This window comes from Rhodococcus sp. JS3073, from assembly GCF_026810085.1.
Taxonomy (GTDB): Bacteria; Actinomycetota; Actinomycetes; order Mycobacteriales; family Mycobacteriaceae; genus Rhodococcus_F; species Rhodococcus_F wratislaviensis.
Map to the genome: position 1 here is coordinate 5,681,178 of NZ_CP113951.1, position 15,296 is coordinate 5,696,473.

Genomic DNA, 15,296 nt, shown 5'->3' on the forward strand with positions numbered 1-15,296 from the left:
TGGAGTATCCCTTTGCTCGAACAGACCACGACCTCCGTAGACCCCGGCCGCGCCGGTTCGGTTCGCGTCATCCGTGAGGGTGTTGCGTCTTATCTGCCGGATATCGACCCGGACGAGACCACGGAGTGGTTGGAATCGTTCGACGGACTGTTGGACCGGTCCGGACCGACCCGTGCCCGGTATCTGATGTTGCGGATGCTCGAGCGGGCCGGGGAGAAGCACGTCGCCTTGCCGGCGTTGACGTCGACCGATTATGTGAACACCATCCCGACGGAGAACGAGCCGTGGTTCCCCGGCGACGAGGAGACCGAGCGCCGGTACCGGGCGTTCATCCGGTGGAACGCGGCGGTGATGGTGACCCGCGCGCAACGGCCGGGGGTCGGGGTCGGTGGCCACATCTCGACGTATGCGTCGTCGGCGGCGCTGTACGAGGTGGGGTTCAATCACTTCTTCCGCGGCAAGGACCATCCCGGTGGTGGGGATCAGATCTTCATCCAGGGCCATGCCTCGCCGGGCATCTACGCCCGCGCCTTTTTGGAGGGGCGGATCCCGGCGGAGCGGATGGACGGGTTCCGGCAGGAGCACTCGCACGCCGATCAGGGCGGTGGGTTGCCGTCGTACCCGCACCCCCGGCTGCTGCCGGATTTCTGGGAGTTCCCGACCGTGTCGATGGGGTTGGGCCCGATGAACGCGATCTACCAGGCCCGGTTCAACCATTACCTGCACGACCGCGGCATCAAGGACACCGCCGATCAGCACGTGTGGGCGTTCCTCGGGGACGGGGAGATGGACGAACCGGAATCGCGGGGTCTGGCGCATGTGGCGGCCACCGAAGGTCTGGACAATTTGACGTTCGTGGTGAACTGCAACCTGCAGCGCCTCGACGGCCCGGTCCGCGGCAACGGCAAGATCATCCAGGAGTTGGAGTCGTTCTTCCGCGGCGCCGGCTGGAACGTGATCAAGGTGGTCTGGGGCCGCGAGTGGGACGCGTTGTTGCACGCGGACCGGGACGGTGCCCTGGTCAACCTGATGAACGTCACCCCGGACGGCGACTACCAAACGTATAAGGCCAACGACGGCGGGTACGTGCGGGAGCACTTCTTCGGGAGGGATCCGCGGACGAAGGAACTGGTCGCGAACCTGTCCGATCAGGACATCTGGAACCTCAAGCGCGGCGGCCACGACTACCGCAAGATCTACGCCGCGTACGCGGCGGCGATGGCGCACAAGGGGCAGCCGACGGTGATCCTGGCGCACACCATCAAGGGCTACACCCTGGGCAAGCATTTCGAGGGCCGCAACGCCACCCACCAGATGAAGAAGCTGACCCTGGATGATCTGAAGAATTTCCGGGACCTGCAGCGCATCCCGATCTCCGACGAAGAGTTGGAGAAGGACCCGAAGATGCCGCCGTACTACCACCCCGGCACGGACGCCCCGGAAATCCGGTACATGCTCGACCGGCGGAAGGCGTTGGGTGGGTTCCTGCCGCAGCGCCGCACCAGCCCGGCGCCGTTGCCGCAGCCGGCGGACTCGACCTACGACGTGGTCCGCAAGGGCTCCGGTAAGCAGCAGGTCGCGACCACCATGGCGTTGGTGCGGATCATGAAGGAGTTGTTGCGGGACAAGGAGATCGGCAAGCGGATCGTGCCGATCATCCCGGACGAGGCCCGCACCTTCGGGATGGACTCCTGGTTCCCGTCGTTGAAGATCTACAACCGCAACGGGCAGTTGTACACCGCGGTCGACGCCGATCTGATGCTGGCCTACAAGGAGTCGGAGATCGGGCAGATCCTGCACGAGGGCATCAACGAGGCCGGCTCGACCGCCTCGTTCACCGCGGTCGGCACCTCCTATGCCACCCACGGTGAGCCGATGATCCCGCTGTACATCTTCTACTCGATGTTCGGGTTCCAACGCACCGGCGACGGCCTGTGGGCGGCGGCGGATCAGATGGCCCGCGGGTTCGTCCTCGGCGCCACCGCCGGCCGCACCACCCTCACCGGCGAGGGACTCCAGCACGCCGACGGGCACTCGCTGCTGCTGGCGTCGACGAACCCGGCCGCCGTCGCCTACGACCCGGCGTTCTCCTACGAGATCGCGCACATCGTCAAGGACGGGCTGCGCCGGATGTACGGCGGCACCGAGGGGGTGGACGGGTTCGGTGGCGAGGACATCTTCTACTACATCACCCTCTACAACGAGCCCTACACCCAGCCCGCCGAGCCCGCCGACCTGAACGTCGAGGGCCTGCTCAAGGGCATGTACCTGTTCAAGAAGTCCGAGGCATCCGGCGGCTCCGCGCCAGAAAATGGGCACTCCGCAGGCTCCGCGCCTAGGGCCCAGATCCTGGTCTCCGGTGTCACCATGCCCGAGGGCCTGCGCGCCCAGCAGCTGCTGGCCGACGACTGGGGTGTGGCGGCGGACGTGTGGTCGGTCACCTCCTGGGGTGAGCTGCGCCGCGAGGGCATCGAACGGGAGCAGCAGGCGCTGCGCGACCCCGGCACCGACGCCCCGCTGCCGTACGTCACGCAGGCGTTGTCCGACGCCGCCGGCCCGTTCGTGGCGGCCTCGGACTGGATGCGCGCCGTCGCCGACCAGATCCGCCAGTGGGTCCCCGGCTCGTACACCACCCTCGGCACCGACGGGTTCGGGTTCTCCGACACCCGCCCCGCCGCCCGCCGGTACTTCAACGTCGACGCCGAATCCATCGTCGTCGCCGTGCTGTCCGCCCTCGCCGGCGAAGGAACCCTCGACCGCTCCAAGGCCGTCGAGGCCGCCAACCGGTACCGCATCGACGACGTCCGCGCCGCCGCCATCTCCTACGCCGACACCGGCAGTGCATAGAACGGAATCGAAAAACCGATGACAGCAACAGTTTCCGAACAACTCCTCACACCCGTCCGGGAGGCGCCCGCGTCGGCGAGGCGCGCGAAGATCGTGTGCACCCTCGGGCCCGCAACGGCCACCGGCGACCGCATACGCGAACTCGTCGACTGCGGAATGGATATCGCACGGCTCAACTTCAGCCACGGCGAACACGCCGACCACGAGGAGAACTACCTCCGGGTGCGGGACGCGTCCGAACTCACCGGCCGGGCGGTCGGTGTCCTCGCCGACCTCCAGGGCCCGAAGATCAGGTTGGGGCGCTTCGCCGAAGGCAGCACCGTCTGGTCGGACGGCGACGTCGTGCGGATCACCGTCGACGAGTGCGACGGCACCCACGACCGTGTGTCGACCACCTACAGGCAACTGGCCGAGGACGCCGAGCCCGGTGACCGGTTGCTCGTCGACGACGGCAAGATCGGTTTGGTCGTCACCGGCGTCGACGGCAACGACGTCGTGTGCCGGGTCACCGAGGGCGGCCCGGTCAGCAACAACAAGGGTGTGTCGCTGCCGGGGATGAACGTGTCGGTTCCCGCCCTGTCGGACAAGGACATCGCCGATCTCGAGTTCGCACTGCGTCTCGGTGTCGACCTCATCGCCCTGTCGTTCGTGCGATCTGCGGCAGACATCGAACTCGTCCATGCCGTGATGGACCGGGTCGGCCGCCGGGTCCCCGTGATCGCGAAGCTCGAGAAACCGGAGGCGATCGACAACCTCGAGGCGATCGTGCTGGCGTTCGACGCCGTGATGGTCGCCCGCGGCGATCTGGGCGTCGAACTTCCCCTCGAACAGGTGCCGCTCGCGCAGAAACGGGCCATCCAGGTCGCCCGCGAGAACGCGAAGCCGGTGATCGTCGCGACGCAGATGCTCGAGTCGATGATCGAGAACTCGCGGCCCACCCGCGCCGAGGCGTCCGACGTGGCCAACGCCGTCCTCGACGGCGCCGACGCCGTCATGCTGTCGGGTGAAACGTCCGTCGGGAAGCACGTGATGGAGACGGTCCGCACCATGGGCCGGATCATCAGTGCCGTGGAGGAGAAGTCCACGCACGTTCCGCCGCTGGCGCACGTGCCCCGCACGAAGGGCGGTGTGCTGTCCTACGCGGCGCGCGACATCGGGGAACGATTGGGCGCCGCGGCGCTCGTCGCGTTCACCCAATCCGGGGACACCGTGCGGCGGCTCGCGCGGCTGCACACTCCGCTGCCGTTGCTGGCGTTCACCCCGCTCCCGGCGGTGCGCGCTCAACTCGCGCTGACGTGGGGCACCGAGACGTTCCTCGTCGACCCCGTGGAGTCGACCGACCAGATGATCCACCAGGTCGACCACGCGCTCCTCGGCCTGGGCCGGTACCAGCGGGGCGACCTCGTGGTCATCGTCGCGGGATCGCCTCCGGGCACCGTCGGCTCGACCAACCTGATCCACGTCCACCGCATCGGCGACGAAGACCACTGATCGGATGTGACGCCGTAACCGTACGCCCGTCCGCTATTGACAGAACTCGATGGACACGGTTTTCTTAATGTCAAGATACGAAACTGTGTTTTCGCATCGTGGAAGTTTTGCCAAGTGCGGAAGGTGAGTCATTTCATGACTGAGCGTGTTGAGGTCGGCGGTCTGCAGGTCGCGAAGGTGCTCTACGACTTCGTGAACGAGGAGGCACTGCCCGGGACCGGGGTGTCGGTGGACGGGTTCTGGTCGGGCGCGGCCACGGTGATCGGGGATCTGGCGCCGAAGAACCAGGCGCTGCTCGCCACCCGCGACGACCTGCAGGCCCGGATCGACGCCTGGCACCGGGACCGGGCCGGCACCGCGATCGACCCGGCCGAGTACACGGCGTTCCTCACCGAGATCGGGTACCTGGTGCCCGAACCGGCCCCGTTCGCGGTGTCCACGGCGAACGTGGACACCGAGATCACCGCCACCGCCGGCCCGCAGCTGGTGGTCCCGGTCCTCAACGCCCGCTTCGCGCTGAACGCCTCCAACGCCCGCTGGGGGTCGCTGTACGACGCCCTGTACGGCACCAACGCCATCCCCGACGACGGCGGCGCGGAGGCGGGCGACACCTACAACAAGGTCCGCGGCGACAGGGTCATCGCCTGGGCCCGGCAGTTCCTCGACACCGCCGCCCCCCTCACCACCGGCTCGCACGCCGACGCCGCCCGCTACACCGTCGACGGCACCGCCCTGCGGGTGCAGCTCGCCGACGGCACGATCACCACCCTCGCCGAGCCGGGCAAGTTCGTCGGCTACCTCGGCACCCCCGACGCCCCGACCGGTGTGCTGCTGCGCAATCACGGATTGCACGCGGAAATCCAGATCGACCCCACCTCCCCGATCGGCCGGACGGACGCGGCCGGGGTCAAGGATGTGGTGCTCGAGTCCGCGGTCACCACCATCATGGACTTCGAGGACTCCGTCGCCGCCGTCGACGCCGACGACAAGGTGATCGGCTACCGCAACTGGCTCGGGCTGAACCGCGGCGACCTGGCCGAGGAGATGACCAAGGGCGGGAAGGCGTTCACCCGCCGCCTCAACCCCGACCGGGTGTACACCGCCCCGGACGGGTCCGAACTGACCCTGCACGGGCGGTCGCTGCTGTTCGTCCGCAACGTCGGCCATCTGATGACCACCCCGGCGATCCTGCACCCGGACGGCACCGAAATCCCCGAGGGCATCCTTGACGCCCTGATCACGTCCCTGTGCGCCGTCCACGGGCTCGGCACCTCCGAGGCGACCGGCCCGCTGGTCAACTCCCGCACCGGGTCGATCTACATCGTCAAACCCAAGCAGCACGGCCCCGACGAGGTCGCGTTCACCACCGAACTGTTCGGCCGCGTCGAGCAGGTGTTGGGCCTGCCCGGCAACACCCTCAAGGTCGGCATCATGGACGAGGAACGCCGCACCACCGTCAACCTCGCCGCCTGCATCCGGGAGGCGTCGGAGCGGGTGGTGTTCATCAACACCGGGTTCCTCGACCGCACCGGCGACGAGATCCACACCTCGATGGAGGCCGGGCCGATGATCCGCAAGGCCGAGATGAAGAAGCAGACCTGGATCACCGCCTACGAGGACTGGAACGTCGACGTCGGCCTGGCGTGCGGGTTGCAGGGGCGGGCGCAGATCGGCAAGGGCATGTGGGCGATGACCGAGCTGATGGCCGAGATGCTCGAGCAGAAGATCGGCCACCCCAAGGCCGGCGCGAACACCGCGTGGGTGCCGTCCCCGACCGGGGCCACCCTGCACGCCACCCACTACCACCAGGTCGACGTGGTCGCCGTCCAGAACCGGCTGACCGGCACCCGGCGGGCCACCCTCGACGAGATCCTCACCATCCCCCTCGCCCCGAACACCGACTGGTCCGAGGCCGAGAAGCAGGAAGAACTCGACAACAACTGCCAGTCCATCCTCGGGTACGTGGTCCGGTGGATCGACGCCGGCGTCGGCTGCTCCAAGGTCCCCGACATCCACGACGTCGCCCTGATGGAGGACCGCGCCACCCTCCGCATCTCCTCCCAGCTGCTGGCGAACTGGATCCGGCACGGCGTCGTCACCGCCGACCAGGTGGTGCAGTCGCTGCAACGGATGGCCCCGGTCGTGGACCGGCAGAACCAGAACGACCCCACCTACCGGCCGCTGGCCCCGGACTTCGACACCAACATCGCCTTCCAAGCCGCCAAGGAACTCATCCTCGACGGCACCCACCAGCCGTCCGGCTACACCGAACCGATCCTGCACCGCCGCCGCCGCGAATACAAAGCCGCCAACGCCTGACCGACAGCCCCCCACGTGAGTGGCGAAGCGTGCCCCGGCACACTTCGCCACTCACGTGTCAGGTGAGGTTCACCGTCGCGAAGATGTCGCCGGTCGGCTGGGTGGAACCGCCGGGCGGTTCCACACTGAATCCGAGCGCCGTGGACTGGTCGATGTCGTTCACGACCGCGGTGGTCGACGGCGACACGTCATCGGCTTCCATGATTCCGGCGGACACCGGTTCGTGCGACGGTCCGAGCAGCCACATCTGATAGACGGAACCGGACTCGGGCGGTGGGACGTCGTTCATCACCAGCACGCCGGCGTCGACGTCCTTGGAGTACACGACGGTGGCCGAACCGCCACCGGCAATCGGTGCCACCGCAGTGCGGACGTCGTCGGCCGCGAGGATCTGCGCGGGCACGGGTTGGCCGTCCTCGCTCTGCAACTGCTGAGCGACGGTGATGCCACCCACGGCGAGGACGATCACCGCGGCCGCCGCACTCAGCGCCGCCACCAGACGCCTGCGCTTGCGCGCACGAACCTCGTCCAGCGCTATCGGTGCGGGCGCAGCGGCAGTGCCGGGCAACGCATCGAGGATGCGCCCGAGCAGGTAGTCGGGCGGCTCGACCGCGGTGGACGCGGACTGGGCGGCCATCGTCTCGTGCACGCCGCGGACGGCGGTGTCGAAGTCGAGGCGGACGTCGGGCGGTGCGCTCTGGACCGCGGTGTCGATCTCGCGGCGCTGCTGATCGTCGACGGCGTCGAGGGCGTACACCTGAGCGAGGTCGAGGATGTCGTGCTGGGACTCATCCATCGAACTGCACCCCCAGACATTGCTTGAGCCTGATCAATCCGTCTCGAATTCGTGATTTCACCGTGGGAAGCGCCACCGACAGCCGTTCCGACACCTCTCGGTACGTCAGCCCCCCGTAATAGGCGAGGACCACGGTTCTCTGCTGGACTTCGGTGAGCGTGCCGAGGCAGTCGACGACGTCGCTGGTGTCGCCGCGTCGGGTGACCTCTTCCGACACCGCGTCGAACGGTCCGTACCAACTCGAGGCGCCGTAGGCGGCTTCCCGTTCGGTGCCGGACTGCTCCGACCGCACCCGGTCGACGGCACGGCGATGGGCGAGGGTGATCAGCCACGACAGCGGCGACCCCTGCTTCGGATCGAATTTCTCCGCGTTGTTCCAAACCTGCAGGTACACCTCTTGGGTGGTTTCCTCGCTGTATCCGGGATCGCGCAGGACCCGCAGCACCATGCCGTACACCCGCGCGCTGGTGCGTTCGTAGAAGTCGCTGAAGGCATCCCGCTCGCCCTGAGCGATACGCGCCAGCAACGCCGTCAGCGTCACGTTCTCCGTGTCCCTGTCGACACCGGTCATCGGCCCATTCCGTTCATCGATCCACAGCCTAATAGCAGGTTGCGGCCGGTGTGGCCACGATGGGACCCGACGGGGAGCGAGCGATGCCGGCATGGCGCTCACCGCTTCGGCGGCAAGGGGAGGAAGTAGCTGGTTCGCTGCTGGTATTCGGGGTAGCCGGGACGCTGCGACATCGACTTCTCGAGCAGCCTGGCCCCGGTCGCGAACACCAGGAAGTACGTCATGACCACGGGAGACAGCACGGTGACGGCGCCGGGCCACACGCTCGCCGCGATGAGCCACAGTCCCCACCACACGCAGGAATCGCCGAAGTAGTTCGGGTGCCGCGTCCACGCCCACAGGCCGACGTCCATGATCTCGCCCTTGTTGGACGGGTCCGCCTTGAACGCCTTCAACTGGTGGTCGCCGACCGATTCGAACACGACGCCGACCACCCACAGGAGCACTCCGAGCACCCCGACGACCGTGCCGAGGCCGGATGCGGGACCGAGGACGGCCGACACCTGCAGCGGCAGCGAGATGAACCACTGCGCGAGTCCCTGGGTGAGAAAGATCTTCCTGACGACGACACCGGGCGAGTCGCCGCCGGCCCGGTCGAGCATCTCCACGTACCGCGGGTCCTCGCCTTTGCCCGCGGACTTGGCGTACATGTGCCAGGTCAGTCGCAGACCCCACACGGCGACGAGCACCACCACCAGCCAGCGGCGCAGTGTGTCGCCGTCGCCGATGACGGCGGCCACGAGCGCCACCAGGACGAAACCGAGGCCCCAGGACACGTCGACGACGTTGTAGCGTCCGATCCGCCGGCCGACGAGGAACGTCGCGGCCTGGAGGACGGCGAGCACCAGAACGCTCGCCGCGGTGACGGCGCCGAAGTCCGACCAGTCGAATCCGTTCATCGGAGCACGTCGGATCCCGCGGAGTCGACCCGCACGGCAGGCATCAGCGACCGACCCGCGGCTGTCGGCTTCACGGCCAGGATCTGATCGACACCCATGCGGCCCTGCTCGAAGCTCATCCCGCCGCCGACGAGATACAGCCGCCACACCCGGGCCATCTCGAGCCCGACCATCTCGACGACGTCGTCCCAGCGGGACTCGAACTTCTCCAGCCAGGCGTCGACGGTCCAGACGTAATGCTCGCGAAGACCATGCACGTCGCGCACCTCGAGCCCGGCTCGTTCGAGGTACGCGACGCTCTCACCGACGGGACGCATGGTCATGTCGGGAGCTATGAACGACTCGATGAACGGGCCGCCGCCGGGATGGCGTCCGGTGCGCGACATCTGCTGGATCAGCACCCGCGCACCGGGTTTCGCGTTGTCGTAGAGGGCCTGCGCGTACCGGGCGTAGTTCTTCTCGCCCACGTGCTCACCCATTTCGAGGGAGGCGACGGCGTCGAACGGGCCGTCGGGGACCTCGCGGTAATCCTGCAGACGGATCTCGACGCGGTCCTGCAACCCTCGCTCGGCGATCCGCTTGTCGATGAACGTCTTCTGCTCGCGGGAGATGGTGACACCGACCACCTGTGCGTCGTAGGCGGCTGCGGCGTGGAGGCTCAGCGATCCCCAGCCGCAACCGACGTCGAGCAGTCGCATGCCCGGTTCGAGTCCGATCTTGCGGCACACCAGGTCGAGCTTGTCCCGCTGGGCGTCCTCGAGTCCGTAGTCCGAATCCTGCGGCGTTCCCGGCGCATTCCGGGTGAAGTAGGCGCACGAGTAGGCCATCTGCGGGTCGAGGATCAGGGCGTAGAAATCGTTGGACAGGTCGTAGTGGTGACTGATCGCGGCGCGGTCACGCAGCAGGCTGTGCAGCCGGCCGCGGATGTTCGCCTGTGTGGCAGGCGCGGGGAGCGGTCCGCCCGCGACCCCCAGCTTCGCCGCGACACGCAGCACCTTCGCAACCGTGGACGGGCTCGGCCGGACTCCGCCGAGCCCTCGCTCACGGGCCACCGCCCACACGTGTGCCAGGGCCTCGCCCAGGTCGCCCTCGACGTCGATCTCACCCGTCACGTAGGCCTGCGCGGCCCCGAGTTCCCCGGGGTTCCACAGCAATCGGCGCAGGGCGTCCGGGCTGCGCAGCACCACCTTCGGCGCCGTGACCGGGCCTGCGGTGCTGCCGTCCCACGCGGTCAGATGCACGGGCAGTTCGCCGCGGACGAGCGGACGCAACGCCTTGTCGAGTTCGGCGGCAACGGTCACGGTCATGCTCCCGTCTTGTCGAGGACGAGCTGCTGGACGTCGATGTAGCCCGAGCGGAACCCGGCCTCCGAATAGCAGAGGTAGAAATGCCACATGCGGCGGAACGTCTCGTCGAATCCGAGTGCCTCGGCCTGCGCGCTGTGCGCGGCGAACCGTTCCTTCCACAGGCGCAGCGTCTCCGCGTAGTGCTGTCCCATGCTCAGGCGTTCCCGCACCCGTAGTGCGGTGTGTTCGGCGGTGATCGATTCGATCGCCTCGGTCGACGGGAGGAACCCGCCCGGGAAGATGTACTTGTGCACCCAGGTGTAGGTGTTGCGGGTCTGCAGCATCCGATCATGTGGCATGGTGATCGCCTGCAGCGCAACCTTTCCGCCCGGTGCGAGAAGCTTGTCGAGCACCCGGAAGTAGGTGGCCCAGAACTGATGTCCGACGGCCTCGATCATCTCGACGGACACGATGGCGTCGTACTCGCCGTCCACGTTGCGATAGTCGAGCAGGTCGATCTGCACGGACTCCGAGTGTCCGGCCTCGGCGACGCGCAGACGGGCCAGGCTCTGCTGTTCGCTGGACAGAGTCACCGAACGGACCACGGCACCGCGTTCCGCCGCCCGGATGCACAGCTCTCCCCAGCCCGTCCCGACCTCGAGCAGCCTGGTGCCCGCACCGACGCCGGCCTCGTCGAGCAGCCGATCGATCTTGCGGCGCTGCGCGTCCGCGAAGTCCTCCCACTTCGGGCTGATCTGTGGGACGGGTGCCCGCAGGACCGTCACGTCCCGGACCTGCCCCACGCGGGTCGGGGTCGACGAGAACAGTGCGCTCGAGTACGTCAGCGTCTCGTCGAGGAACGTCTCGAACATCTCGTTGGACAGGTCGTAGTGCCGGGAGATGTTGGAGCGGGTGTTCTGCTCGGTGTTTCGTTCCTGGGCGGGATGTTTGGCGACGTAGAGTGCGCGCAACCGTTGCAGCGGGCGGGGAATGAGGGTCGCCATCCGTGAGGCGAACACGCTCAACACCGCGGCCAGATCCGGCGACGTCCAATCGCCGGCCATGTAGGACTCGCCGAAGCCGATGAGGCCGCTCGTCCCGACCCGCCGGGCGAACGCGTCGGGATTCCGGATGATCATGCGCGGCAGGATTTCCTGCTCCCGGCGTGCCCCCACCAGGGTGCCGTCGGGGTACTCGATGCGGACGTCGAGGTCGGCGGCCGCGCGGCGGAACAGACGGTCGGCGACCTTCGCCGACACCGAGGCGCGCGCACCGGTCGGCACGTCGGCCAGCCCGGGCCAGATCCGGTTGTCGATCCGCGGATCCTCGCCGGTGAACGCGAGGTCGGCCGTACTCAGGGCAGGCGATCCGTCCATGTCGGTGTCCTTGTTCCTTCTCACTGAACTGTCTCCTTCTGCCGGCCGTCGGGCCGGGCCGTGACGGGGAGTCCACGGGCCCACAAAGTGATTCCCTGGATGCGAATGCGAGCCGACACCACGAGAGGTGCCAGGGGAGTGCGTAGTTGAGTTCTCAGGACCGTGCGGCGGGTGGCCGGCTGCCGCATCCCCCGCACCGTCGCGGTGAACGGGGCGTGCCCGTCCCGGTGGAGCACCACGTTCAGGGAGAGCGTGTCGCCGGGCTCGGGAAACCGCATCTCGTAACGGCCGCTCACGTCGTTGAACGGTGAGACGTAGAACTGCTTGTCCACCTCGGCGCGGTCGTTGCCGTCGGGCCGGATCAGGTAGCTGTGCCGCTGACCATAGGTGTTGTGCACCTCGGCGATCACACAGCGGAGGCCGCCGGCGATGTCGTGGCACCAGTACACGCTGAGCGGGTTGAACACGTAGCCGAGCACCCGCGCGTTGAGTAGCGCCGTCACCGTGCCACCGCGCAGGTCGACTCCGTGGGTGGCGAGGAACGCATCCACCCTGGCGCGCAGCGTGTCCGCGCCGGCGCCGGGGCCCGGTTCGAAGTGGTCCTCGGCGCGGAAGCGGGCGAACGGACCGAGCCAGCCGGGAAGGTCGTCGACGTCGACGTACCAGCTGTAGCTCGAATACTCGAAACTGTTGCGGACCGGTTCGGTGCGCGCGTGCCGGATCGTCGTCGAGTAGATCGCCGGCGCGGTCACGACACCGTCTCCCGTTCGCGGTGTCGTCCGGTGTGCGTGTCCCACGATCCGCCGATCCGTTCGGCGGCGCGCAGACCCGAGAGCGCCCCGTCCTCGTGGAACCCCCAGCCGTGGTAGGCGCCCGCGAAAGCGAAGGTGCCGGAACCGAGTTCGCGCAACCGCGACTGCGCGGCCACGGAATCGGGGGTGTAGACGGGGTGCTCGTACGTCATCTCGGCGACGACCTTCGACGGGTCGACGAGGTGCTTCCCGCCGAGTGTGACGAGGAACCGCCGGTCGCGCACGGTATCCAGGCGCATGAGCCGGGTCATGTCGTAGGTGACGATCACGCCGGTCGCGTCCGTGCCGTCGGCGGGAGTCAGGTAGTTCCAGGAGGCCCAGGCGTTCTCCGCGCGGGGGAGCAGCGACTCGTCGGTGTGCAGCTGAGCGTGATTCACCGAGTACGGCATATCACCCAGGATCTCGGTCTCGAGGTCCGAGGCGTCGCCGAGCACGGCGAGCGCCTGACGGGGGTGAACGGCCACCACCACGGCGTCGAAGTACCGCACGTCGCCGCGGCCGTCGACGACGCACGCGCCGCCGTCCGGGGTGCGTTCCACCTGCTGGACGGGGGTCTCGAGAAGTATCTCGTCGAGGTGTGCCGCCACCTTCTCGACGTAGCGGGCGGAGCCGCCGGTCACGGTGCGCCAGGTGGGTGACCCGAAGACGGTGAGCATTCCGTGGTGCTCGAGAAACGTGAACAGGTAGCGGGCCGGGTAGTGCTCGGCCGTCGTGGGGTCACACGACCACACCGCCGCGACGAGCGGAGTCATGAAATGCTCGACGAAGTACGGGCTGAAACCGTTGCGGCTCAGGAACTCGCCCAGCGGTTCGCGCGCGCCGACGTCGTCGGCGGGAGTGTCGAGCACGGTGCGGGCGCAACGGTGGAACCGGAGAACCTCGCCGAGCATCCGCCAGTACCGCGGCCGGGCCAGGGTGCGCGCGGTGGGGAACAGCCCGCGGATCCCCTTCGCGCCTGCATATTCGAGCCCGCTCGCATCGGATCGGATCGACATCGACATGTCCGAATCCTGGGTTGCCACGTCGAGTTCGGCGAACAGGCGCAGCAGGGTGGGGTAGGTGCGGTCGTTGTGCACGATGAACCCCGTGTCGACGTCCACTTCTGCGCCCGAGTCGAGCGTCAGGTGGTGGGTGTGGGCGTGACCGCCGAGACGGGCGTCGGCCTCGTAGAGGGTGACGCGGTCGTGGCGGGACAGAACGTGGGCGGCGGTCAACCCTGCGACGCCGCTACCGATCACCGCGACGTTCCTGCGTTCGAGCGTCTCCGAATCATGCATGGCGACCTGCTTTCCGGTCAGTCGGTGCGGCGACGACACCTTCGGCAGCGAAGGTGTCGAGAACGAAATCGGCGGTGATGCGATGCCACCGGCGAGGCCGGGTGAGCATGAAGTGTCCGGCTCCCGTCAGGGGAGTCCACGACGCGTTCACCCCACGAGCCAGCGCCTGCTCGGTCTGGACCCGGGAAGAGGTGGAATTCGTCCAGCGGTCGGCGGTTCCGTGCGCGACCATCAGGCTGCGGTCGGCGGGCACCAGTTCGCCGTCGGATTCGGGCCACCAGGGTGCGAGCGCGGCGATCGCCCGGACGTTGTCGAGGGCGGCGAGGTGAGCGGCGACGCGGCCGCCCATCGAATGCCCGACGACGGCGACGGGGACGTCCCCGAACCGCTGCCGGGCCCGCTCGAGAGCGACCCGGGCGTCGTGCACGGGGCTGGCCTCGGGGGCGTTCCATCCGCGGAGCCGGTACTGCAGGCGCTCCACGACGATTCCCTGCCTCCCGAGCGTGGACCGCAGAGACCAGGCCATCCAGGTCATGCGCAGATTCGACAGGTGCCAGAACCGCGAGGGTGCCTGGCTGCGTGGTTTGCCGCCGGGCAGTACGAGCACGTACGCCGGGGCGGTGGGTGAGCCTTTCTCCATAACCGTTATTCGGAGCTGACTTTGCGCCGGATGGGCGGACCCGCACCCGCTCACGTGAGTGGCGAAGCGTGCCCGAGCACACCATGGCACTCACGTGGGGGCACGCGACAGCCCGGCGGCATCGGTGTGGGACCGATGCCGCCGGGCGCGGGAGAACTGTGAGAGGAGGGCGTTTACTGGGGCATCAGGACGGAGTCGACCAGGTACACCGTGGCGTTGGCGGTCTGGACGCCGCCGCAGATGACGCCGGCGTCGTTGACCTTCAGGTCGTCGCCCGAACCGGTGACGGTGACCGTGCCACCCTCGACGGTCGTGTGCTGGCCGTCGATGTCACTCGGCGCGATCTGGCCGGGGACCACGTGGTACGTCAGGACCTTGGTGAGCAGCGCCGGGTCGGTCTTGAGGGTCTCGATGGTGGCCGGGTCGACCTTCGCGAACGCGGCATCCACCGGCGCGAACACCGTGAACTGTCCGCTGTTCAGCGTGTCCACCAGGTTGACCTGCGGGTTGAGCTGACCGGATACGGCGGCGGTGAGGGTGGTGAGCAGCGGGTTGTTGGACGCAGCCGTCGCGACCGGATCCTGCGCCATGCCGCTGACCGAACCGGCGCCGTCCGGCACCGTCTTCGCGTACTCGGCGCAGCCCGGACCGACCAGGTTTGCGGCGGGATCGGCCATGGCGGACGAGGTCATCGAACCGGACGACATCGACTCGGACGTCATCGCCTCCGAAGCCGAGCCGCTGCTCGACGAGTCGCTGTCGTCCGACGAACACGCTGCGCCCAGCAGGACGAGGGACGTGCTCGCTGCGACTGCCAGAACTCGTGTGGTGATGTTCATGGGTTATTGCCTCTCTCCGGTGTGGGTGCGGAAGAGCACCATCGACAGGCATTCGGAGCGGTCTCCCGAACGGATGGGTCGAAGGTTTTCGCGGATCGACCCATCCGATCCGGAAGAGGCGTCGAATGCCCCGAGAGAGGGTG

The 15,296-nt window shown here is 68.0% G+C and carries 12 protein-coding genes; 3 read left to right on the plus strand and 9 right to left on the minus strand.

What is annotated here, in order from left to right:
* Positions 1 to 6 precede the first annotated feature (6 nt).
* From aceE to OYT95_RS25685, 3 genes are all read left to right on the plus strand, one after another.
* Entirely contained in the window at positions 7 to 2,847 is a 2,841-nt protein-coding gene (gene aceE, locus OYT95_RS25675; protein WP_268792273.1) for a pyruvate dehydrogenase (acetyl-transferring), homodimeric type, read from the plus strand.
* An 18-nt stretch (positions 2,848 to 2,865) separates the two neighbouring features.
* Positions 2,866 to 4,338 carry a pyruvate kinase gene (pyk, locus tag OYT95_RS25680; protein ID WP_268789486.1) on the plus strand — a complete coding sequence of 491 codons (1,473 nt, stop codon included), beginning with the start codon at positions 2,866 to 2,868 and terminating at the stop codon, positions 4,336 to 4,338.
* Between the two features lie 135 nt (positions 4,339 to 4,473).
* The gene (locus tag OYT95_RS25685) at positions 4,474 to 6,657 is read left to right on the plus strand and encodes a malate synthase G (protein WP_268789487.1); all 2,184 of its coding nucleotides are present in this window, start codon (positions 4,474 to 4,476) and stop codon (positions 6,655 to 6,657) included.
* A gap of 58 nt (positions 6,658 to 6,715) precedes the next feature.
* Here OYT95_RS25685 and OYT95_RS25690 read toward each other — a convergent pair whose 3' ends face one another.
* The 9 genes from OYT95_RS25690 to OYT95_RS25730 all read right to left on the minus strand — a co-directional run bounded on the left by OYT95_RS25690 (position 6,716) and on the right by OYT95_RS25730 (position 15,153).
* Entirely contained in the window at positions 6,716 to 7,453 is a 738-nt protein-coding gene (locus OYT95_RS25690; protein WP_268789488.1) for an anti-sigma factor, read from the minus strand.
* Positions 7,446 to 8,024, minus strand: a complete 579-nt coding sequence (locus tag OYT95_RS25695) for a sigma-70 family RNA polymerase sigma factor (protein WP_005259110.1) — start codon at positions 8,022 to 8,024, stop codon at positions 7,446 to 7,448. The genes OYT95_RS25690 and OYT95_RS25695 overlap by 8 nt, the downstream gene beginning before the upstream one ends.
* 98 nt (positions 8,025 to 8,122) lie before the next feature.
* Positions 8,123 to 8,923 (minus strand): DUF1295 domain-containing protein, encoded by an 801-nt coding sequence (locus OYT95_RS25700; protein ID WP_037226068.1) that lies wholly within the window; start codon positions 8,921 to 8,923, stop codon positions 8,123 to 8,125.
* Complete coding sequence (locus OYT95_RS25705; protein ID WP_112300131.1) at positions 8,920 to 10,230, minus strand: class I SAM-dependent methyltransferase; 1,311 nt, start codon at positions 10,228 to 10,230, stop codon at positions 8,920 to 8,922. The genes OYT95_RS25700 and OYT95_RS25705 overlap by 4 nt, the downstream gene beginning before the upstream one ends.
* Positions 10,227 to 11,609, minus strand: a complete 1,383-nt coding sequence (locus OYT95_RS25710; protein WP_268789489.1) for a class I SAM-dependent methyltransferase — start codon at positions 11,607 to 11,609, stop codon at positions 10,227 to 10,229. The genes OYT95_RS25705 and OYT95_RS25710 overlap by 4 nt, the downstream gene beginning before the upstream one ends.
* Positions 11,606 to 12,337, minus strand: coding sequence for a DUF1365 domain-containing protein (locus OYT95_RS25715; RefSeq protein WP_128641306.1), 732 nt, complete (start codon positions 12,335 to 12,337; stop codon positions 11,606 to 11,608). The genes OYT95_RS25710 and OYT95_RS25715 overlap by 4 nt, the downstream gene beginning before the upstream one ends.
* Positions 12,334 to 13,674 (minus strand): NAD(P)/FAD-dependent oxidoreductase, encoded by a 1,341-nt coding sequence (locus tag OYT95_RS25720; protein WP_268789490.1) that lies wholly within the window; start codon positions 13,672 to 13,674, stop codon positions 12,334 to 12,336. The genes OYT95_RS25715 and OYT95_RS25720 overlap by 4 nt, the downstream gene beginning before the upstream one ends.
* The gene (locus OYT95_RS25725) at positions 13,667 to 14,314 is read right to left on the minus strand and encodes an alpha/beta hydrolase family protein (RefSeq protein ID WP_268789491.1); all 648 of its coding nucleotides are present in this window, start codon (positions 14,312 to 14,314) and stop codon (positions 13,667 to 13,669) included. Before OYT95_RS25725 ends, OYT95_RS25720 begins: the two co-directional genes overlap by 8 nt.
* A 173-nt stretch (positions 14,315 to 14,487) precedes the next feature.
* Entirely contained in the window at positions 14,488 to 15,153 is a 666-nt protein-coding gene (locus tag OYT95_RS25730; RefSeq protein WP_037226061.1) for a fasciclin domain-containing protein, read from the minus strand.
* Between the last annotated feature and the right edge of the window lie 143 nt (positions 15,154 to 15,296).

Excerpts from the sequence above, each read along its gene's own strand:
- pyk (WP_268789486.1), top strand. The coding sequence starts at position 2,866 with ATGACAGCAACAGTTTCCGAACAACTCCTCACACCCGTCCGGGAGGCG.
- OYT95_RS25685 (WP_268789487.1), top strand. The coding sequence starts at position 4,474 with ATGACTGAGCGTGTTGAGGTCGGCGGTCTGCAGGTCGCGAAGGTGCTC.
- OYT95_RS25690 (WP_268789488.1), bottom strand. The coding sequence starts at position 7,453 with ATGGATGAGTCCCAGCACGACATCCTCGACCTCGCTCAGGTGTACGCC.
- OYT95_RS25695 (WP_005259110.1), bottom strand. The coding sequence starts at position 8,024 with ATGACCGGTGTCGACAGGGACACGGAGAACGTGACGCTGACGGCGTTG.
- OYT95_RS25700 (WP_037226068.1), bottom strand. The coding sequence starts at position 8,923 with ATGAACGGATTCGACTGGTCGGACTTCGGCGCCGTCACCGCGGCGAGC.
- OYT95_RS25705 (WP_112300131.1), bottom strand. The coding sequence starts at position 10,230 with ATGACCGTGACCGTTGCCGCCGAACTCGACAAGGCGTTGCGTCCGCTC.
- OYT95_RS25720 (WP_268789490.1), bottom strand. The coding sequence starts at position 13,674 with ATGCATGATTCGGAGACGCTCGAACGCAGGAACGTCGCGGTGATCGGT.
- OYT95_RS25725 (WP_268789491.1), bottom strand. The coding sequence starts at position 14,314 with ATGGAGAAAGGCTCACCCACCGCCCCGGCGTACGTGCTCGTACTGCCC.
- OYT95_RS25730 (WP_037226061.1), bottom strand. The coding sequence starts at position 15,153 with ATGAACATCACCACACGAGTTCTGGCAGTCGCAGCGAGCACGTCCCTC.